The 22055-nt window shown below is 61.1% G+C and carries 14 protein-coding genes; 9 read left to right on the forward strand and 5 right to left on the reverse strand.

The window, feature by feature from the left end:
* The 7 genes from tssL to EOC06_RS00165 all read left to right on the forward strand — a co-directional run.
* On the forward strand, nucleotides 1-1028 hold a 1028-nt coding region (tssL, locus tag EOC06_RS00135; protein ID WP_245469255.1), incomplete at its 5' end, for a type VI secretion system protein TssL, long form.
* Nucleotides 1025-4582, forward strand: a complete 3558-nt coding sequence (gene tssM / locus EOC06_RS00140; RefSeq protein ID WP_128306786.1) for a type VI secretion system membrane subunit TssM — start codon at nucleotides 1025-1027, stop codon at nucleotides 4580-4582. The genes tssL and tssM, both read left to right, overlap by 4 nt.
* A 165-nt stretch (nucleotides 4583-4747) precedes the next feature.
* The gene (locus EOC06_RS00145; protein WP_128306787.1) at nucleotides 4748-5527 is read left to right on the forward strand and encodes a PP2C family serine/threonine-protein phosphatase; all 780 of its coding nucleotides are present in this window, start codon (nucleotides 4748-4750) and stop codon (nucleotides 5525-5527) included.
* On the forward strand, nucleotides 5527-7995 hold the full coding sequence (locus EOC06_RS00150; protein WP_128306788.1) for a serine/threonine-protein kinase: 2469 nt from the start codon (nucleotides 5527-5529) through the stop codon (nucleotides 7993-7995). Before EOC06_RS00145 ends, EOC06_RS00150 begins: the two co-directional genes overlap by 1 nt.
* Before the next feature lie 106 nt (nucleotides 7996-8101).
* Nucleotides 8102-8512, forward strand: coding sequence for a DUF1036 domain-containing protein (locus EOC06_RS00155; RefSeq protein WP_164898412.1), 411 nt, complete (start codon nucleotides 8102-8104; stop codon nucleotides 8510-8512).
* The gene (locus EOC06_RS00160) at nucleotides 8509-10866 is read left to right on the forward strand and encodes a M23 family metallopeptidase (RefSeq protein WP_128306789.1); all 2358 of its coding nucleotides are present in this window, start codon (nucleotides 8509-8511) and stop codon (nucleotides 10864-10866) included. Before EOC06_RS00155 ends, EOC06_RS00160 begins: the two co-directional genes overlap by 4 nt.
* 213 nt (nucleotides 10867-11079) lie before the next feature.
* Nucleotides 11080-12693, forward strand: a complete 1614-nt coding sequence (locus EOC06_RS00165; RefSeq protein WP_128306790.1) for a caspase family protein — start codon at nucleotides 11080-11082, stop codon at nucleotides 12691-12693.
* A 37-nt stretch (nucleotides 12694-12730) separates the two neighbouring features.
* Here the strand turns inward: EOC06_RS00165 and EOC06_RS00170 are convergent, their stop codons facing one another.
* Entirely contained in the window at nucleotides 12731-13267 is a 537-nt protein-coding gene (locus EOC06_RS00170; protein WP_127321072.1) for an OmpA family protein, read from the reverse strand.
* Between the two features lie 161 nt (nucleotides 13268-13428).
* Between EOC06_RS00170 and EOC06_RS00175 the strand changes: the two genes are divergently transcribed.
* Entirely contained in the window at nucleotides 13429-14061 is a 633-nt protein-coding gene (locus EOC06_RS00175) for a hypothetical protein (protein WP_245469256.1), read from the forward strand.
* Here the strand turns inward: EOC06_RS00175 and EOC06_RS00180 are convergent.
* The 4 genes from EOC06_RS00180 to EOC06_RS00195 form a co-directional block, all read right to left on the reverse strand.
* A complete protein-coding gene (locus tag EOC06_RS00180; RefSeq protein ID WP_128306791.1) occupies nucleotides 14043-15287 on the reverse strand; it encodes a caspase domain-containing protein in 1245 nt (414 codons plus the stop codon). The genes EOC06_RS00175 and EOC06_RS00180 overlap by 19 nt on opposite strands.
* Nucleotides 15288-15294: 7 nt before the next feature.
* Nucleotides 15295-16401, reverse strand: coding sequence for an OmpA family protein (locus EOC06_RS00185; RefSeq protein WP_127329075.1), 1107 nt, complete (start codon nucleotides 16399-16401; stop codon nucleotides 15295-15297).
* Nucleotides 16402-16587: 186 nt separating this feature from the next.
* Entirely contained in the window at nucleotides 16588-16887 is a 300-nt protein-coding gene (locus EOC06_RS00190; RefSeq protein WP_245273064.1) for a hypothetical protein, read from the reverse strand.
* 17 nt (nucleotides 16888-16904) lie between these two features.
* Entirely contained in the window at nucleotides 16905-19454 is a 2550-nt protein-coding gene (locus EOC06_RS00195; RefSeq protein WP_127329073.1) for a caspase family protein, read from the reverse strand.
* Nucleotides 19455-20593: 1139 nt separating this feature from the next.
* Here EOC06_RS00195 and EOC06_RS00205 point away from each other — a divergent pair.
* Nucleotides 20594-21985, forward strand: a complete 1392-nt coding sequence (locus EOC06_RS00205; RefSeq protein WP_245466392.1) for a phosphatidylserine/phosphatidylglycerophosphate/cardiolipin synthase family protein — start codon at nucleotides 20594-20596, stop codon at nucleotides 21983-21985.
* The last annotated feature ends 70 nt before the right edge of the window (nucleotides 21986-22055 follow it).

Here is a 22055-nt window from a genome sequence, read left to right on the forward strand (position 1 = left end):
CCGACGATCTCGTCGGCAACCTGCCTTGGCCACAGAAAGATACTTGGGCGCAGCACAGCATGCTGTCGCAGTTCTTTCACGTCGAGCCCAGCGGCACAGGCTTCTTCGAAGCGCTGAACAAGGTCCTGGCCAACCCCGAGGCACACTACGAGCTGCTCGAACTGATGCATGTCTGCCTGTCGCTGGGGTTCGAGGGCCAGTACCGGGGCCTGACGCGCGAAGACAGCAATCTCGAACGCGTTCGGCGCGACGTCTACGAAACGCTTCGCTATTTCAGGGCACGCGCGGACGCGGACATCTCGCCCCGCTGGCAAGGCTTGGCGTCGACCATGACGCAGCCGTCGACACGCCTGCCGCTCTGGGTCGTCGCGGCAGCTGCGTCAGCGCTGCTGACTGCTGCATTCTTCGCACTGCGGGTCTTCATCACCAACGAAGGCGACGCTGCCGCCGGTGAATTGCTGGCGCTCAACCCATCGACGCCGATTACCATCGAACGGGCCAGCGTGGCGCCGTTGGCGGAGCCGGCGAAAATCGTCCCACCCGTCGCCACAACCACGCAGATCGATCGCATCCGTTCGGCACTGGCCAAGGAAGTCGAAGGCGGCGGGCTGACCATCGGCACGAAGGGCGACTTCATCGTTGTGGAAATCAACAATCTCCTGCTGTTCCAGTCCGGCAGGGCCGAGGCGAAGCCGGAGTTCCAGCCCGTTGCCGCAGATATCGCCGCGGCCCTGGAACCCGAGCGCGGACCGATCAGGATTGTCGGCCATACGGACAATGTGAAGCCGCGGAAATCGAGCCCATTCAAGTCCAACTTCGATCTCTCCGTCGCCAGAGCGAAGGCCGTCGAAGCAATGATGGGACCGAAGTTCAGTGATCCTTCGCGACTAACGGTGGACGGCAAGGGCGAGGACGAACCGATCGCCGACAATGCGACGCCGGAAGGCCGCACCAAGAACCGCCGTGTCGATGTGATGATCGCCAAGGAGGAAAACATTGTGAGCACGGCCAGTCGGGAGCGGCCATGACGCGTTGGCTGCTGCGGATATTCAGCATGATCGCGCTGGCCGGCTTTGCGGCGGCAGTGTGGTTTGCCGGACCCTTGATCCGCTTCGCCGATACCCGTCCTCTCGGGCCTGCCTGGCTGCGCGCGACTATCATCGGGATGATCGTGGCAGCGCTCACGCTTTTCTACGGCCTGCGTTTCTGGCAAGCGAGAAAAGCGCAAAAAGCACTCGAAACCGTGGTCACACACAATGACGACCGCGATGACGACTCGCGGGTGCTCGAGGCCCGCATGAATGAGGCCGTGGCGGCGCTCAAGCGGTCGAGCGGCAAACGCAATTTCCTTTATGAGATCCCCTGGTACATCGTCATCGGCCCGCCCGGCGCCGGCAAGACAACGGCGCTGGTCAATTCGGGTCTGAATTTTCCGCTGGCCGGTTCGGGTGATGCCCAGCCAGTTGCCGGCGTTGGCGGAACACGCTCCTGCGACTGGTGGTTTACCGACCAGGCCGTCCTGATCGACACAGCCGGACGCTACACGACGCAGGATTCCAATGCCGAGACCGACAAGAAGAGCTGGCTTGCCTTCTTGTCACTGCTCAAGAGAGCCCGCGCACGGCAACCGATAAACGGCGTCATCCTGGCCATCAGCCTCGCCGACCTCGTCAGCCTCGACGATCAGCAGCTTGACGCTCACGTCGTCGAGATACGCAGTCGTCTGCGGGAAATCCACGAGACGCTGAAAATCCAGTTTCCGGTGTACCTGCTGTTCACCAAGGCCGACCTGGTTTCAGGGTTCATGGATTACTTCGGCGGCTTGGACGAGCCGCGCCGGCGCAAGGTCTGGGGCGCGACATTCCAGACCACGGATCGCAACAAGAATATGGCCGCCGAGGCTCCGGCCGAATTCGATGCACTGGCAAGACGCTTGGTGGAGGAGATGCCTGACCGCCTCCAGGAAGAGGCCGATCCGGTCGCGCGTATATCCATCTTTGGCTTTCCGGCGCAGTTTGGCGCTCTGAAGGAGCAAATTACCAATTTCATCGCCAGCCTGTTCGATCCGATCCGCAGCCAGGTGAATGTCAGCTTGCGTGGACTCTACTTCTCTTCAGGCACGCAGGAGGGAACCCCAATCGATCAGGTGTTGGGCGCGATCGGCCGCAATTTCGGCAGCAGCCCCCGCGCCCATCTTTCCGGAACCGGCAAAAGCTTCTTTTTGCACGATCTGCTGACGGGCGTCATTTTTGCCGAATCCGGATGGGTTTCGTATGACAAATCAGCTGTAAGACGTGCAACGATCGCCAGGTTCGCCGGCCTTGGCGCCATCGCGTTGATCGCTGCGGCGGCCCTCGGCACCCTGGCCCTGAGCTTCACAGCCAACAGGTCGCTGATCGCCTCCACCACGCAGGCCATGAGCCAGTATCGCCAGACGGCGGACGCGTTGCTCAAAAGCACCGAGGTCACCGATGTCGACCTCGAAAACGTCATTGGCCCGCTCGACCAGTTGCGCAATCTGCCGGCTGGGTTCGAAACCGGCGACGTGCCGACACCGATCGAGGAGACGTTCGGCCTCAGCCAGCGGGAGAGACTTCTTTCGGCATCCAAGACGGCTTACCGGGAAGCGCTGGAACGAATGTTCCGATCGCGCCTGCTGATCCAGGCCGAGCGGACGATCCAGGCCAGGATGGCCGATCCCGCCGCGCTCTACGAGCCGTTGAAAATCTACCTGATGCTTGGCGGCAAGGCGCCGAAGGTCGACGACGCGTTGATCATTTCCTGGATGAAGCAGGATTGGGAGCAGAACCGGTATCCAGGTGAAAACAACCGCGAAGGACGCGAGCATCTCGAAAAGCACCTGGGTGCCATGCTTGCCTTGGACGACGCCTACGATCCGGTTTTCGAACTCAACCAGCCGCTCGTCGAAGCCGCTCAACGGTCGCTCGGGCGCATGAGCCTTGCCGACCGTGCCTCGGCTTTGGTCAAATCCGCAGTATACGCGGCAGCTCTGGATGATTTTTCTGTTTCCCTGAAAAGCGGCCCGGAAGCCCCGTTACTGTTCGAGCGGGTCGATGGCGGCGATCTGTCAGGCCTTCGTGTTCCCGGCCTCTATACTTATGCCGGCTTCAACAGCTTCTATCTCGTGCAACTCTCGCGCATTGCCCAGACGCTCGTCGACGACCAGTGGGTCCTCGGTGGCGGCGGCGAGCAAGGCGGCATCGATCAGGAGTTGCCCAAGCTCGGTCCCGAACTTCTCGACCGCTATGGGAAGGAGTTCGCAACGGCGTGGAACAGCGTTCTCGACGGGTTGAAATTCAAAGCGATGCTGAAGGACAAGCCGCGCTATATCGCGCTTTCCGCCGTCGCCTCGCCAGCCTCGCCGATCGAACTGCTGTTTACGGCGATCGCCGACGAAACCGCTCTGACGCAGGACGCTGCTTCCGGCAAGGACTCAGCCACCGCGGTTGAAGGCGGCGCGGGCCAGTTACAGGACGCAGCAAGCACGGCCAAGGGTCTGGCTCGCATCGGCATACAAATCGCCATCGGAAAATCGCACACCCGTGCCGGCACAGGATCCTTAAGCGCGCAAAACCAGAATCCCGGGGCCAACATCGAAGCGCAATTCAGGCCGTTCCAGGCCCTGGTGAGCGGTGCTGCCGGACACCGCCCGATCGATGCCTTGACCCAGAATTTCCGCGATATCTACCAGAGCCTGCAACTGGCAACCGACGTCCCCTCCCAGACGGAACGCGTCAACGCAAACCTGCAGCTCCAGATAGCCACCCTTCGCGCCAATGTCTCGCGAGTGCCCAAGCAACTCGGCCGGATGGTCAATGCGACGGCAGACGAGTTTGAAGGCAACGTCACCGAGACCTCGGTGGCAAATTTGAACCAGATGCTCGACCAGACGGTCACACAGCCCTGCGAGGCGGCGGTCAACGGCCGTTATCCTTTCGCCCGCAATGGCACCGAGGACATCGCGATGGCGGATTTCGCCAAACTGTTCGCTCCGGGCGGGCTGATGGACCGGTTCTTCGCACAGAACCTCGCATCGCTGATCGATATGACCGGTCAGGACTGGAGCTGGAAACAGGATGCTCGCTTCGGCCGCGACCTGTCGAAGTCGACGCTGAAGAACTTCCAGCTGGCGGCCGAAATCCGTAGCGCCTTCTTTCCCCAGGGCGGTTCGGTGCCCTCGGTCAGCGTGACCTTCACGCCGTTCTCACTGCATGGCGATGCCGATGCGGCGGTGCTCGATGTCGACGGCCAGACCCTCGAGAGCAACCAAGCGGGCAACATGCCGAGCATAGTGACCTGGCCGAGCGGCGCGGCTTCCGGATCCGCCAGTCTGAGCCTGACGCCGGAGATGCCAGGCCGCGAATCCGCCATCAAGTTCGAAGGGCCGTGGGCCCTGAAGCGACTTCTGGACAAGGCTGCCGTCACCGGCCACGACAGCAACATGCAAGCACGCTTCGTGATTGGCGGACGCGACGTTACTTATACGCTCCAGACAGGTTCAGGCTCCAACCACTTCTTCCTCCTGGCCCTTTCCGGATTCAGCTGTCCCAAGGCGTTTTGAGATGGGTTTGATCTGCTGATCATGGCGCCGGTCCGCTGACCAGAGTTCAAACCCCGGTTTTCCCTAGTTTTCGGTACTTTAATGTTCGAGCCTGTGGCAAAGTGGCGCCAGCGAGCGTCCAAAGGTGCGCCGCAGAAGGACGCTTGAAAAGCGCTTGGTGGCAATTTGAATACTGTCGCCCTTTCCATCGAAAGCTTCGGCGTGAGCCACAAAGGCTCTGTCCGTGAGCTCAATGAAGACAGCTATCTAGTCGAGCCACAAACTGGCCTCTGGGTGGTAGCCGACGGAATGGGTGGACATGACGCCGGAGAGGTCGCTTCCGCCAGTATCGTCGATCATCTGTCAACAATCGGCATTGCGAGCTCGGCACCCGATCTTCGGGCCCGCTTCGAGGACAGGCTGAGCCGGGCCAATGCCGAAATCCGCAGCATATCGGAATCGCGCGGCATCACCATCGGCTCCACGGTCGCCGCCCTGTTGGCGATGGACGGACGATTTGCCTGCCTGTGGGCGGGCGACAGCCGGGTTTATCTGATCCGCAACGCCGCGATCTCGCAGATTTCGAAAGACCACACCGAAGTGCAGGAACTCTTGGATCGAGGCATGATCAGCGCGGCCGAGGCGCTCACCTGGCCACGCCGCAATGTCATCACACATGCGATCGGGGTCAGTGACGACTTCGTCATCGATTTCCAGCAGGGCGAACTGATGCCGGGAGACATTTTCGTGCTGGCCACCGATGGGCTGACGGCACATGTCACCGACCCCGAGATCGAGGCCGCTGTCGTGTCGACTACACCTCAGGCGGCCGGAGAAAACCTGCTGGAAACGGTTCTGGCGCGAGGCGGAACGGACAATGTCACCATTGTGCTGGTTAAGATTGGGAACGGGCGCAATGGACAATCGCTCCACCCTGATCTGTCCAGAGCGGAGGGCCGAAGCTGATGAGCGCCGATGATAAGACGCGAATATCGCCGCAAGTGGCCAACACCGCTGTCGGTACGCAGCTCAGCGGCATCTACGAACTTGACGAACGGATCGCATTCGGCGGCATGGGCGAGGTCTATCGCGGCCACAACATCCAGACAGGCGACCATGTCGCGATCAAGATCGTGCTGCCCGAATTTGCCCGTGACCAGACGATCTTGTCCTTGTTCCGCAAGGAGGCCTCGATCCTCAACCACCTGTCGCATGAGGCGGTCGTGCGATACCACGTCTTCACCATCGATCCCGGGATCGGCCGTCCCTACCTTGCCATGGAATTCGTCGACGGCGAGTCGCTGTACGACATCATGCGACGTGGTCCGATGCCGACGGATGAGGTGCGCAAGCTCTGCCATCGCCTCGCATCCGGCCTGAGCGCCGTGCATCAAGCGGGAGCAATCCATCGCGACCTCTCGCCGGACAATATCATCCTGCCGGGGGGCCGGGTCGACCGCGCAAAGATCATCGATTTCGGTATAGCGCGATCGGCGACCGTGGGCGGGGAGACACTGATCGGCGGGAAGTTCGCGGGAAAGTACAACTACGTTTCGCCCGAACAGCTCGGGCTGTACAGCGGCGACGTCAGTGAACAGTCCGACATTTACAGCCTTGGGCTGGTGCTGGCTGCCGCTCTGCGCGGGAAACCGATCGACATGAGCGGATCGCAGTTCGAGATCATCGAAAAGCGCCGGGCCGTGCCTGACCTCTCTGATATCGACGACGATTTTCGTGACATTGTCGAAGCCATGCTGCAACCGGATCCGCGAGACCGGCCGGTCAGCATGGCTGATATCGCCAGGATGACGCGTGGCGAAGACGAAGGAACAACGCCGCCGACGTCCATCACACCCCGCAACCGGTCAGCCGGGCAAACCCTTGCTCCTGATCCCAAGGGCGCCCAGGCATCCAATGTCGCGGGACGCAACGCGCCGACGGCAACGGGCCCGGGCGAGCAGCGCTTCGTCCCGCATGTCCGGCCCGCTCATTTGTCCGAACCGCTGCCTTCGCGGGTCGCCGGCCCTCCGCGCGCGGTCACTGCGGATATGCCCAAGAAATCCACAAAGACCCGAACTATCGCGATCGCTGCCCTGGCGACACTGGCTGTCGCCTCAGGCGCGGGCCTGTATCTGAGCGGCTTCATGACGCCGGCAACGCCGATTGCCGGCAAGACATCACTTTCCGCGCCCGAACCGTCAAAGCCTACACCGGAAACTTCGGCGCCGACCCTCGCCGACAAAGTCGCGAACGCCCCTGAGCCGGCAAAGCCAGTTCCGTCCGTGCAGCCGGAGGCCAGCGTACCGCCGGCTGAAAACCAGCCAGATGCCTCGGCGGCTCAAAAGCCGCAGCCGGCCAAGCCCGCCGAACTCCCTTCGCAGACCGAGGAATCCGAGAAACCGCCGGCAATGGAAGCGCAACCGCAAACAGAGGCGGGCGTGCCGCCGGCTGGAAGCCAGGCAGATGCTAAGGCAGTGCAAACGCCGGAGCCGGCCAAGCCCACTGTCCCCGCGCAAACCGAGGGCCCCCCGGAGTCACCGGCAACGGACGCGCAGCAGCCATCCGAAAAGACACCGCCGGCCCAGCCAGAGTTTGTGGAGAGCCCAAAGCCCAAACCGGAGCCGCAGATCAGCCAGCCGGCAGAACCCAAGGTTGCCGGGCCGGCGCCCAAACCCACTGCAAGCCAGACGGATGCCGCGAACGCCGAGAGCCAAAAGACAGTGCCACCGGCGGCCAAGCAGCCGGACCAACCTGTCGTCGCGTTGAACGTGCCCAAACCGGCGATTCCTCCGGCCGTGGACGACATCGCGCAACGAGTCTCCTGGATTCGCGACTTCGGCGGCGGCGACTGTTTCTATGCGACCATGAATTCGTCAACCGACACCGCAGCCGCGATCGAAGGATTTGGAACAGCGGTCCAGCCATTCGAACGCATGCTGGGCGATTTCCAGGCGAAATTCCATGTGGAGCCCGACATCAGCGTCCGCCTCATTGAGCCGAGCCAGTGCGAAGTCACCAATTTTCTGCGCTTTCTGGGACAGACCGCGGCCGACAAGCCGCAGCTTGTTCTCGACCGGACGTCGGTGCCGAACGGTACGCCGATCAGCGGCACGCTGGTGACGCGTGGCGGGCTCATTTCCAGCGTGTTGCTGATCGATCACAAGGGCATGGTGTTTAATCTCGACGATCGCATCGTCGCACAGTCGGACAAAGCCACCTTCAGCATCCCGATTGGCCTCGGCGCCGCCGACAAGGCCGCTGGAAAGGCCGTGCCGCAGATCATAATGGTGATCACGGGACCCCAGGATATTGAGGCGGCCGCATTCTCGGCGCCGACGCCAGCCTCGGCGCTGCTACCCAAAATTCTCGAGGAAATCGAGACCAACGGATCTCAGTTCTCAGCCACTGCCAAGTATTTCCGGCTCGGCGGATAGTCATGGGCGCCCGATGGAACGCTGCCCGTGTTTGCCCCACTCGTCTGCCGACCTGCCCATAAAGCAGTGTGAACCGGTTCGCGCCCTGCTCGCCTTGGCGGGCCACATGAAGCTTGCGGTCATCGCGGGCGCCGCGCTGCTGGCTGTGCTGTCATCCGGCGAAGCGCGAGCCGAATTCACGGTCTGCAATCAGACACTCGACGTCGTCAATCTCGCAGTCGGCCAGAAGGTCGACAATGCCGATCAGACAGACGGCTGGTGGACCATCGGCGCCAATCAGTGCGTGAAGGTCATTCGCGAGGAACTGACCAACCGCTACATCTACATCTACGCAACGGACGTCTTCGGCCACGCGATCCTGACGGGATCGACCGAAATGTGCATCGAGCGAAGGCGTTTCTCGACCCGCGGCATCGAGGAATGCTGGCAACGCGGCCATATCGCGGCGCAATTTCTCGAAGTCGATACGCTCGAACAGGCGCGGTGGACGTTCTTCCTGACCGGAAACAGCCCGTGACGCACACTATCGACACGAGCTTCAGGCAGAAGAAGCAGGCGCGCCTTGCGCTTCGCAGACGCAGGCTCTGGCGCCGGCTGCTTGCCGGTCTTGCCGCGATCATCATGCTGTCGATCGCCGTGGGCTTCTACCTCACCGCCGATTATTGGTCGTTCGGCGACGAAGACGAAGAGCTTCACGCGGTCGAAGGGGTGGACGACGTGCCGGCCGATGCATCGGTCTATGTGCCTGCCATTATCGACCTTGCCGGGGACCCGATGTGGATCACCCCTGCCCCCGACGCCGACGCCACGTCGAGGGGCCGTTCGATCGCGAAGCCGGCGGATCTCGATCAGGCCGGGATTTCTCCGCAGATCGAAATCCTGTCGGATGTGATGCTCAGCGCCAGCGAAAAATTCATGACGACGATACCGTCGACGCAGGAAGACTTCGCATTCTTCCAGGCGCAACGGCAGACCGCCCCGCCGCCGTCCAACGATCTGCAGGACGATCTTCAGCCGCCGGCGGGGGATCTGCAGAACGATCTTCAGCCCTCGCCTGCCCCCAACGAGGCTCCGGCTGCTTCGGGGCAGCAGATGGGCACCGACGATCCCGAAGCCGGCTGGGGTGAAACAATCGATGCAGGCGAAGCAGCCCTGCCCGCATTCCAGAAGACACAGATCGAAAACAACACGAGTGTCGCAACCGTCACGAATGAGTATCAGCGGTTCGAGGCGACCGAAGACACGTTCGTGAAAATCCTCAACGACCGCAGCCTGGACAGCGTTGCGCTCGATGCGCATTTCTCCGTCGAGGACGCCAGGCGGGCGGGCGAAGCGCTGAAGGCGCTTTTCAACCGGGAAGGCCTGGAACCGGGTTATGTCGTCGCCATGCGTGGTTTCAGGCCGACGCGCGAGACGACAACAATGTCGCTCATGCAGGTGTCGATCTACGCCAAGAACGTCTTTGTCGGCACGCTGACGCGCAACGCCGCGGGTGCATTCGTATCGGGTGTCGATCCCTGGGTCCGCGAAGATCTGTTCAACTATTCGGGTGCACCGGAAGAAGGCACGCACAAGCGGCAATATCGCCTGCTCGACGCAATCTATTCGACGGCGGCGCGCAACAAAGTTCCGACCGGCGTGATCGGCGAAGCGATCATGTACCTGTCGAGAGGACAGGATCTGGACGCCTTCGCCAGCGAGGACCAGCGCCTCGTCCTGCTCTATTCGCAAACGCCCCGCGGCAAGGGCGAGACCGACGGACGCGTGCTGTATGTCGGTGTGCAGGGTACTGAAAAGAGCCTCGAATGCTTCGTCTTCCAGCAGAGCGACGGTCAGTTTGCGTGCGTTACCGGCGACCATCAGGTTCGCTCGCTGACGGTCACCAACGGCATGGTCACGCCGGTCAACGGGGTCATGACGTCCACCTTCGGTCCGCGCAAGCACCCAATTCTGGGCGTGGTTCGCATCCACAAGGGCGTCGATTGGGCAGCCCCCTCGGGTACGCCGATCGCAGCCGCCTTCGACGGCGAGATCGCCTTCCAGGGCGACGGCGGTGGTTACGGCAACCTGGTGAAGATTGCGCATGCCACCGGACGCGAGACGCGCTACGCGCATATGCAGAAATTCGCAATCGCAAGCGGTGTCGGCACAAAGGTGAAGGCCGGCGACATCATTGGCTATATCGGCACCACCGGCCTGTCGACCGGGCCGCATCTGCATTTCGAACTCTATCAGAATGGCGGGGCGATCGACCCGCTGGGCACGGTGACCGCCGCGGTCGCAACGAGCGATCCTGCTGTCGAAACACTGACCGACCGTATCGTTCATGTCGAAAGTGGTGGCAGCGCCCGCGCCAAGAACCCGCTTTCTTCAGCAACCGGTGCCGGCCAATTCATATCGAAGACCTGGATCAGGATGATGAACACCTACCGTCCCGAACTGGCGCGCACACTTTCAAATGCGGATCTCCTTGCTCTGCGCTACGACTACACGATCTCGCGCGAGATGGTGCGCAATCTTGCGCGCGAGGGTGAAGCCTATCTTCGGGCGCGAGGCCACCAGATCACAGCCGGCCGGCTCTATCTCTGCCATTTCCTGGGCATGGAAGGCGCGCATCAGGTGCTGTCGGCGTCGGGTTCGGCGCAATTGAGCGCCGTGCTCGGGTCGGCCGTCATTCAGGCCAACCCGTTCCTCACGGGCAAGACCGCCGGCTATGTCGTGGACTGGGCCGAAAGGAAAATGGGCCGAAAGCTCAGCCCCGCGGGGACCGGCGCAGGCCAACCGGTATCGACCACGACGGAAGTCCGCCAGACATCGCCGGAGTTCGAAAAATACAAGCAGGCGATTACGACTCTAATAGGCTCGATTTGACCCGCCCCGCGCGGCGCGCGTTTCGCTCCAGACCATTGGTGTTCCTGCTGCCAAGTGTTACAATAGCAAACTCTTTCGGTTCCTTTGTGAACCAAGACTGTGGTCAGGATCACATAAGCCCAAGAGCCATTTTGGCATAAGCGACCTTGTCGCTGACGAAATTTAGCATGCGCAGACATCAACAGTGCGCCCTGGTGGGCGGAGGGCTGGTCCATGAAAGCGTTGACCGTATTTCTGAGGGGATTTTTCCTTTTTGTCCTTGCCGCGTTCAGCGCCGAGGCAGCCACGCCCGACGCCAAGCGCGTTGCGCTGGTCATCGGCAACAGCAAATACATTCATGCTGTCGCTTTGCCCAACCCCGCCAACGACGCGCACCTCATCGCCTCCACGCTGCGCAATGCCGGCTTCGAGGTGATCGAGGGGATGGATCAGGACAATGCCGGCATGCACAGCCTCATCAGCCGGTTCACAGAGCAGTCTTACGATGCCGACCTCGCCGTCATCTTTTATGCCGGGCACGGCATGCAGGTCGACGGCAAGAATTTCGTGATACCGGTCGACGCCGAGTTGACGTCGCCGGCCTATCTCAAGACCCGCACCATTCAGGTCGACGACTTCTTGGCGGCGCTGCCGCCCGATCCGGCGGTCGGCGTGATCATACTCGATGCCTGCCGCGACAATCCGCTCGCCAGGACGCTGGCCGCCTCGCTGCCGAAGTCGCGTTCGTTGGGGTCCGGTCTGGCACCGATCGAAGCAAGATCGGACGGCGTAGGCACGGGCGGCATCCTGATCGCCTATGCAACCGATCCGGGCGCCATCGCTTTCGACGGCAACGGCGTCAACAGCCCTTACTCCACGGCGCTCGCCAGGCACCTGACCGAACCCGGCATTGAGATCCAGAGCGCGCTGACGCGCGTGCGCGGCGAAGTGACCGAGACGACGCAAGGTCGCCAGAGGCCTTGGCACAACGCGTCGCTGGGGCGCGAGGTCTTCATTGGAAAACCCGTTGTCGTGGCGGCGCCTGAAGCACAGCCTGCCAATGCCGGGGCGGCAACCGCCCCCACGCTGGTGGTTGGTGACCCGCCTTCCTGGGAAGTCGAGCAGCGGCTCTGGGATGAAGCCTCCAAGCGCAACTCGGTGCCGTTCTACGAGGCCTATCTCGAGCAGTTCCCAAACGGCCGCTTCGCCACGGTGGCGCGGCTGAACATCGACGAATTGAACGACCCGGAAGCCCAGAACCGGCAGGTCGCGGCACTCGATACGGACCAGGCGAACGCCAGTTCCGGCTCCGCAGTGCGCACCTCGGTCGGCGTCCCCGACGAGGTGAAGCAAACACCGGGCACCGAGTTGACGGAAAATGCCATTGGCCTCGACCGCCAGGGTCGCATCGACTTGCAATTGCGCATCGAAGCGTTGGGCAACGAGCTTGGCCGCGTCGACGGAAACATAGGCCCACAGACCCGCCAGGCGATCGGTATTTGGCAGGTGGAGAACGGCCTGCCGCAGACCAGCTATCTGACACGCGAGCAACTTGCATTCCTGGTGATCCAGACTGATCCGATGATGGAAACCGTGCGCGCCAGATATGCTGCCGATCAGGCCCGTGCGACGCAGCCGAAAAAACAGGTGGTAAAGAAGGTCCGCACGCAGAGACCGGTGGCACAGATACCCCGCAAACAACAGCAGGTCGTTCAGAAGCGGCGCAACCGGGACACAGTGGTGCGGCAGGATGATGATCTTCCGCCGCCCCGGGATAACAACGACTTCCTCACCAAGGCGCTGATCTTCGGCACCGGTGTGGCTGTGGGCGGCGTGCTCAAGAACTGACCGCCGGCGTTCCTGGAACAGTGGCACGCGGTAGGTGCTATTGCGTCTTTATCCGCATTTCCACGCGGCGGTTAGCCGGATCGTACGGGTTGGGGCTGCGCGGATTCTTTTCGCCCATGCCGATCGGGTTGATGCGGGCGGCCTCGACACCATTGGCCGTCAGGAAGGCTGCCACCGATTGCGCTCGCCGTTGCGACAGGCCTTCGTTGTAGTGGACCGTGCCGGTGGCATCGGTGTAGCCTTCGACAACGAAGTTGAATGTGCTCAGCCGCCTGTCCTTCAAGGCCTTGGCGAACTCGTCGAGTTCACTGCGCGCTGTCGCGTCGAGTTCGGCCGAATCCAACCCGAAATTGATCAGCATATCGAGGCTGGATTTTTCGGCCGGCGCGTCTTTTGCCTTGGTCTTGCTCTTGCACTCTTCCTCGGTTCCTACACAAATTCCTCGCGACTTACCGAGGTCGGCGGCGCCGGCAAAAAACTTCACGATGTCTTCTGATTTCTGAACAGGGTCGGCGGAAGCGTGAGTCGAGAAAAACACGACTGCCAACACCAAGGCTGAACTGCCCCACTGCATAGCGGTTACTCCTGCTTGAGCATCCGATTTCGATGGTGGTGATCATACCAAATTCCGGGGCAATTGTCTGTCGATAAACGCCAGGGGATGCGGCGGTGCCGGCAGTTGTTGCAGCGTCACCGGTTGAGACTTGACCCGCGCCGCGCCTGGGGCTTGAGTGGTTGGAGCTTCTCGATGAAAGCGTGGCGGTCATGGCCAATGAGCTCCGATTCAAAACGGCACAGGATCTCTTCATGGCTTGTCCCGCTATTGCCCGGGACATGAGAGCCCTTCCAACCGAACAGCAATCGATCGAATTTTGCCGCGACCTGCTCGCCGGGCGCGTTCCCGAAGAGGCGATCACGTTCTGTGCCTACCTGCTTCCCGATCGGGCTGCGGTCTGGTGGGCGCATGAATGCCTGAGCCATCTGAGCGAGTTGCTCGATGGGACTGATCACGAGTTGCTCGCCTATGTTCGCGACTGGGTTGGTGAACCGGACCGCCCCCACCATCGCGCCGCAGTGAGCCAGGCAGAGGCAACGCCGCCAACAACCCCGGGAGCCTGGATTGCCCGGGCGGCGGGATGGCGTGACAATGGTTCCTTTATTGTCGGATCTGTTGTCGGCGCAAAAGCACCATCGGCCTTAACGTTTCCTGCCGCCCATGCAGTCAATGCCGGTGTTCTGGCCGGGCTGGCGCGTGTCGCACTGGTGGACCGCTTTGCCGTTCTTTCCGCGTTTGTCGAAATGGGCATCCAGATGGCCGAGATCGAGGCGCTGCGCCAATCGGCGGATGCTTACTTGCAGCCACCTTGAGCCCATTTGGCAAGCGCCACCTTGAAGCGCGTTCCAAGTGGATGTTGCAGGCGCAAAACGGAAGCATCGTTGGTGGCGAAATTTTTCGCCTGTTCGCATAGCCGTGCCTCGTCCCATTCATGGCAGCCGTCGCAGCGTTTGTCCTCCCATACCGACTTGTCCAATCCCTCCACCGGGCTGAACAGAGGTTTGCCCTTGATTAGCTGGGCGATGCTCTTGCCGTCGATTGCCGGATCGCCGAAATCGATCGGATGGTCGAAAAAGATCGGGGCGTCCGACGCCAGCCTAGGGATCTTCTGACGCAGCACGTCGAGCGCAAGCTGGTCGTCGCTTTGGCCTGATGCGCTTGCAGCGCCGGTGTTGCGCGCGTCGGATCCGCCTTCGGCCTGAGGCGCGCTCGCCTCGCCCACGATCAATGGCGCATTGAGATCGACCTTGTGCAGAACGACCTCCGTGGTCAGCGAGACGCTGATCCAGGGATGTTGCTTGCCGGTGGTTGCCTTCAAGACGTCGCTGGTGACCCCGTTCATGGCCTCGGTGATGGGGACGTTGGGTGCGCCGATATGCTTGAGCAGCGCCGAGGTGAAAGGCGAATGTTCGCCCGACCCGTCGTAGGCGAGTTCATTGGGACTGGCGGCGAAAGCGACGAGCGTGCCGGCGCTACCATTCTCTACCGGGATCTCGGCAAGGCCGCTGCTGGCGCCGTTGACGCCCGCGGTCTTGGCCAGCACCTCGGCGAGGGGATTGTCGCGGCAAGCGTCGAGAAACACCATGCTGATGCTGGTCTCTCGTGACATCTGGCGCAAAACGAAATCGACCGACACTGCCTCGAAGTCGAGGGAGGTTTCATCTTCCAGCGCAGCGTCGACTGGAAGCAGATAGTTCTTGCCCGAAACCTGCAGGCCGTGGCCGGCATAGAAAAACAGCGCGATGTCGGCACCGCGCACCTGTTTCGCGAACTGCTCGATCGTCGCCTGTGTCTGCAGCTTGGTCAGGTCGAAGCCGGAAAAGACCTCGAAGTCGAGTTTCTTCAAGCGTTCGGCCATGGCCTGGGCGTCGCGCACCGGATTGGCGAGCGGCGCCGCGTGCTGGTACTGGGAATTGCCCAGAACCAGCGCGACGCGGCGCTCGGCACTGGCGGCTGTTACGGTCAAAAGCAAGGCAAGCGCGGCAAGCCCGACGGCACGAAAGAGGCCACCGCAACAGGCGATCAGATCGGACCTCACCGGAACCTCAGTTCACGGGCTTGGTGGCGGAAAACTCGATCCGCCGATTGAGCGCCTTGTTCTTCGGCGTATCGTTGGCGGCAACCGGCCGCTCCTCGCCATAGCCGGAGGCGCTGATCTGATTGCGCGGAATACCCTCGGCAATCAGGGCGTCGGCAACCGCGTGGGCGCGCCGCTCCGACAACTGCTTGTTTGCGTCCGGCGATCCATCGGAATCGGTATAGCCGGAGACCTCGACCTTCAGGCTTGGGCATTTGCCAACGACACCTTCGACCTCCGTCAGCAACGGCCGGCTTTTCGCATCGAGCCGCGCGCTGGCGGGACGGAAGTAGATCGCACCAGTACGCGAGAGCACGGCAAACCTGTTCAGGCATTCCTCATCGCTGAAATTCGCCTTCGCGGCATCGGTGGCAACGGGGCCGACGTCGGCTGTGCTTGCAGCGACGGTCTGGCCGGCGGCGGGCTTGCTGCCGTCAGCGGTGAAGACGAAATCGAACGAGACCGACGCGGTGGGCACGATGTTGGTGACGTTGGCCGCCTGCTGGAGTTTGTCGACATTCGGCAGCAAGCCGAAATCCTCCACGTGAACCGCGACGGGAGCTTCCGAAGCAACGGAGACCATGTCGTCACTGATCATGGTGACGACGATGCTGGCCTCGAGGTCCTTGTCGACGCCGTGCAGATTGAGACGGAAAGGCAGCGTCGACTTTACCCTGCGTTTTGTCGCGAGATCGGCGAAAGCGGCGGGGTCCACCTTGGCGCTCAGCTCGGCCGTCGGGTATTTGAATGTCTCGAAAAACAGGAAGCGCATGCGGACGTTGCGCAGGTCGACGCCGGTATCGACCGAATTGAGGTCGAACGTGACCTTGGCATCACCCGCCGAGCTGAGCGTGCCGGTGATGTTCCTGATCTTGTTTGTCTCGACGATCGTGTTTTTCTTCACCGACTGGTAGGTGATCACCGAAGCCGTGGGATCAAGCGTCCAGTTCGGCGCTGCGTTGGCGGCTTGCGATGCGAGTAGCAGCAAGCCGGAAAGCGCGACGATCAGGCCAAGACCTCGTGTGGCGGGGCCTTTCAGCCTCGTCTTCCACCAGAATGCGACGACTTCGAACATGGAACGCCCCTGCCCAGGACCACCGTATCGACACGACACCTGGCGAGAGCATAGAGCACTTGTGGTTGGTTGGCGAGCAGTTGCAGCCGGTCTTCCGGTCAAGGTCCGGGCTGCAGAGTTGGCGTGTCAAATGGTGGCAGGCGGCCTCGGCGAGCGGTGCCGCGAAACCCTGACCTGCTGTTAGCACTATCCCCAGCCGCCGCCTCCGCCACCAGTGCCACCGGTGCCGCCATTGCCGCCGCCCAAAGGTGGAACGACGACAGGTGCGGTTTCCTCAGTCGGTTCGACGAGTTTCTTGGCGATAGCCTTCTTCTGCCTGGTGATCTTTGGCGTGGTCGTCGTGCGAATGAGCTTCGGCCTGTGCTTTGTCGTCGTCACCGTCGGTTCGGCCTTGGGCGCGGGCGCAACGGACATGCAGCCCGCTACTGCCACCAGAGCGCCGGATAGAACTGTGGCGATCAATGCCTGCTTCACTGCCCTGCCCACGATTGCCTCCTCACTGATCAAAACAAGTCCCGACGCGGATTGGCTTGCTCCCAGACCGCTCTGGCCGCATTGACCAGTTGGTCGTCAAGCGAGCCCTTCGCCGGGATCTTCGACTTGAGTTCGCCACGCAATTGCTTGAGCGCGGCCGTTTTCGTCTTCACTTCGAATTTCGTCAGCGTCGTCTGGGCACCCGGCAATTCCTTGCGAAGATCAAGCGCGACCGCAAAGGCCAGATAGCGCACCGCTATCGTCTGGTCGGCATTGGCGCCCTTCTGCATTTCGAGCGCTGCGCGATCATATGCGCCGGACTGATCGCCGCGTGCCGTGGCCAACTCGAACAGTCTTTGCGCTTCGTCGAGGTTTTGCTCGACACCAACGCCATCCCGGTACATGCGCGCAAGGCTGGCCGGAGCGTAGGGCTGGCCTAGATCCATAGCCTTCTGGAATAGCCCCTGCGCCTGCTTGGGGTCCTTTTCGACACCCACTCCGGCCAGGTAGTTACGGCCGAGAAGGTTCATAGAATACATGTCCTGTCGCTGGACGCCGGCCTCCAGGAAGGCAACTGCACGGGCCGGGTCGGCGGTCACGCCGTTGCGGCCTTCCGTGAAGATCGCGGCGAGATCGTTCATGGCATAGGTGTGCCCCATCGCGGCCGCCTTGAGCAGCAGGTCCAGACCTTTGGCGGTATCGGGCTTGACGCCATAGCCATTGAACAAGGCGCGGCCCCACGACGTCATGCCGTAGGGATCGCCCTTGTCGGATGCCGCTTCGTAAAGCGCGTTGGCCTGCGTGCGGTCGATGACCAGACCGGTTCCCGTCGCATACATGTAGCCGAGTTCGAACACAGCACGCACATGTCCCTTCTTGGCGGCCTCCTCGATGGCTGTCTTCGCTTCCTCGACCTTGCCAGTTGCGAGCAGCGCGCGCCCCAGTTCGTAGCGGAAGCGTGGGACATCGGGATAAGCCTTCACAGCGGCTTCGCAAACCTCCACGGCGCCGGCGCCGATTTCGTTCGGCAGCAGGCCGGGAACGACGCCTTGCAGGTCCAGAGGCTCGCCGGCGGCGGAGTCGCACGGATCGACGGTTGGCGACAGTTTCATCGTGGCGGGCTTGGACGAACTGCTGTCCGCACGGATTTCGAAGCCGACCTCGACCGGCGCGTATACGCCGATCTGAGGTTCGTAGCGCAGGCGGTCGACTTCAGCGGCCATCAGGCTGGACTGAGGTGACAGGGTTCTGTCGGGGAGCGAAAGGGTTCCTGTCGCGGGATATGCCGAAACTTTGAGACTGACCGCGGGATCGTCGGTCGGGAAATCCAGGTTAAGCGCAACCGGGCCCACGCCAACGGCAACATCAATGTCGCGGTTTTCGATCGCCTCGGCGGCACCTGTGATATGAATGCCGCGCTCCACCACCTGTTGCTTTTGCTCGGCCGCGAGCGAGGCCATGACCTGTTCGCCATGGGCGCCTTCGCCGCTTTTGACCCGGAACACCAGGATGCCCTGGCTTTGACCGCCCCAATTGTCATGCGTGGCGTAGGCCAGCATATCCACCTCGTCCTGCGCGTCGACCCCCTTGGGCACATCCATCTGCAAACGCGGCATGTCCTTGCCCTGGATCGGTTCGCCAACCTCGACAGGTTCGCCGTCCAGCATGAGGCGGCCGAGAGCAGGTGGTCTCTCGATGCTCACGGTGATCGTTCCGCCGTCGACATCGACCGGTTCCGGCAGGCCGAGATCGACTGGGCCCACTCCCGACAACACGATTTTCTCCAGCACCGGCGGCAGCGAGGGGCGGTTGCTGCGGCGCATCAGCACCACTTCGTCGATCAGCGACGAGTTCTCCCAGGGAACCTGCAGGCCTTTTGTTGCCTCCACCACATCCCGGCGCACCGCCGCCATGACCGTGCGGATCTCCTGGTTCGGGGCCAGCGCGCGACGGGAAAACGCCGCCGAAAACGGACTGAGGTCGCCGCTGCCGTCATAGGCCGCCGCCCCAGGCTCGGTGGCAAAGGCAATGAGCGTGTTCAGCGAGCTTCTGACCTGCGCGAGCCCGGCGTTGCCGGAGGTGATAAGCTGGTCTCTCAGCCAGTAATTCTTGCGCGGGAACGGATTGTTGCGGCAGGCATCGAGGACGATCACCTGGATCTTCGATTTCGAACGCATCTGTTCCAGGACATCGTTGAGCTTGATGGCCTGGACCTCGATGTCCGCCGCCTGCTTCAACGAGGCATCGACGGGAATCAGGAAGTTTTCGCCGCCGATCTGGAAACCGTGACCGGAATAGTAGACGACGGCGAGGTCGGCGCCATCGATCGCGGCAAGATAATTGCGGAACTGCTCTTCGAACTGCAGCTTGGTGAGATTGCTTGCAACGAAAACTTCGAACCCTGCCAGTCGAAACGTCTTGGAGACGTCCTCGGCATCCTTGACCGGGTTCTTCAGCGCCGGGAATTGCCGGTAGTCGGAATTGCCGATCACCAGGGCGACCCGTCGATCGGCCGACGCATCGAAGGTCGTAAGGGCCGCTACGAAGAAGACCGCGATGAATCCGCAAAGTCGGAGCATGGCCTGTTTCCACCGTCGCTACCTGATGACCACAAGCCCCCAAGGTTGCGGTATCAAGGCTGTTAAAGAGCTCACAATCAGCCGAGACAGGAACAGAAAACAAAAAACCGTCGCGGCAGCAGGCACTTTCCCATCCGATCAGGATCTAAATTACCTCAGAGCCGAGCCATCCGCAATGAGTGTCAAACGGCACCGGCATGGCTGTCTGGATGGGACGCACCCGCCAAGTCCCAATCCAGCGACGGGTGCGCCTGATGCCATCCATCGGCTCCCACGGTAGACGGGAAGCGGCCCATCGAAGCCTTTCCGGTGCGATTTTCTTCACCAAGAATCCTGGCGGTTTCCGACAATGACCATCGCGTGTCGCAAAAAAGCTTTTTGGTATCAATCACTTCGCGTCGCTTCCGAGCGCACCCAGTTCCTATTTGTGATACATATTGTGAGACCTACTGTGATACTACCGTTGGCGGGAACTATCCCCGGATCAAGCTATGTTTTTATTATGTTTTTTCTGCTCCAAGGTCCGATTTGTATCACAATAGGTATCACAATACGTAACACGATCTCGGCCGCGGATATTCCGCCGGCGACACGGACAGACGCACCTTGCATCGGCGTACGAGGCTGCGCAATTTTTGCAAAAGCAGGAACATAGCTGCATCGCCCAAGTTAAATACCGACGGCATTGGACCACGAATTCATTTTCTTTCCAGGCTGCCAGAATGCTCCGGGATTTTTCATGCTCGAACGAATGGGCAGGACAATGTATCGCTGTCACAATGGCACGCTCGATTTTGGAACGGAGCTTTTGACGAAACCCTACACGATCGACTAGTTGGCCGAGAAGGTCCGAAAGGTGCTCGATCGAAAGTAACGACTGGCCAGAGGCGATGTACTCAAGTGGCCTACCCATAAGCCACTGTAGGCACGGCGGGGCGGTATGATGCCTCATGGGAACCAGGGGCACTGCCGCGAGTTCTTTGGAATGGCAAACCATACGGTCACAAGCGTGCTTACCTCAATTGGCACATTGACCTCTCGTCCCGCTGCGTTCCTGATCTTGTTGGCTTACGCAATTCTTTGGATGATCTTCGAGCGACAGAGCTTGGATTGGCACGGAGCCGCAATCACGCGGATCGATGATGAAGAGCCCGAGGAGATCGAAAAGCATCGCCATCGCCAGCAGCGGGGCGATTGACGTGCAGCCTTTCGGTTCCGTCGCGTCAGGCGCCCGCAAGAAGACCTCCGGCATTGAGCTTTGGCGAAAGGTGCTCGTCTATCTGGCCATCGCCACCATGGCCAGCCTGCTCACGGTGTTGATCATAACTCTTACTCCAGAGCCGCGCGTTCTACGATCAATCGTCCCCCATCGGTTCGACGCTACGGATCCCCAATTTTCCGAGACGATGAGCAGCTATTCGCAAGGGCAGATGTTCGATTCCAACGCGGTCCAAACTCTCATCAACGGAGACGAAATATTTCCCTCAATGCTGCAAGCAATCGGGGCGGCTCGATCCAGCGTCGACATGGAGACATATATTTATTGGTCAGGAGCCATCGGCTACGAGTTCGCGATCGCATTGGCGGCGAAAGCCAGCGAAGGCGTCGAAGTCCGTGTGAACGTCGACTGGGTTGGCAGCCTTCCCTTCGACGAGGACTTGATCCACATCATGACCACTGCCGGTGTGAGGTTCGAACGCTATCGGCCTTTACGCTGGTATACGTTGGACCGTGTAAACAACCGAACTCATCGCAAGCTGCTGATCGTCGATGGCCGGATAGCATTCACTGGCGGCGCCGGCATTGCCGATAATTGGCGCGGGAACGCACGCAACTCAAATGAATGGCGCGACACGCACTACCGGATCGAAGGACCCGCCGTGTCCGCATTCCAAGCGGCGTTCGCGGAAAACTGGCTTGAGACGACCGGCGAGACATTGCAGGGCGGAAAGTTCTACCCTGCAGTTGCGCCCGCTGGTGGGCTCGATGCCCAGTTGATACTTTCTTCGCAGCCAAACGGCTCGGAGAACATGGAGTTGATGATGTTGGCAGCAATAGCCGCGGCCAAGGATCATCTGCGCATCGGCATGGCCTACTTCGTGCCCGACGACATAGCCCTGCAGCAGATTCTTGATGCAAGGAAGCGAGGCGTCTCGGTCGATGTCATCGTTCCCAATTGGCTGACGGATGTGCCCATAGTGCGAAAGGGTTCACGTTATTTCTGGGGCGAATTGCTCAAAGCCGGTGTGCGCATTTTTGAGTTTCAACCCACAATGTACCACCCCAAGCTGTTGATCGTCGACGATGTCTGGGTGAGCGTTGGCTCGGCCAATCTGGATGAGCGTTCCTTGCGCCTCAACGATGAGGCCAGTCTGAACGTCTACGACATGGAATTCGCGCGAACGCAAATAGACATCTTCAACGAGGACCTGAAACGATCAAGGCAAGTCAGGCTGGAAGAGTGGCAAGCACGTCCGGTGAGCGAAAAGGTCACCGACTACTTTGCCAGCAGGCTACGCTCCCAGCTCTAATAGTGTGGAGATGCAAAGTCCCCGCGATTGCTCGCCAGATAGGCCTTTTGCCGCCAATAGGGCGCCCCCG

The sequence above is a fragment of the Mesorhizobium sp. M7A.F.Ca.MR.362.00.0.0 genome, from assembly GCF_004023175.1.
In the GTDB taxonomy this organism is placed as follows: domain Bacteria; phylum Pseudomonadota; class Alphaproteobacteria; order Rhizobiales; family Rhizobiaceae; genus Mesorhizobium.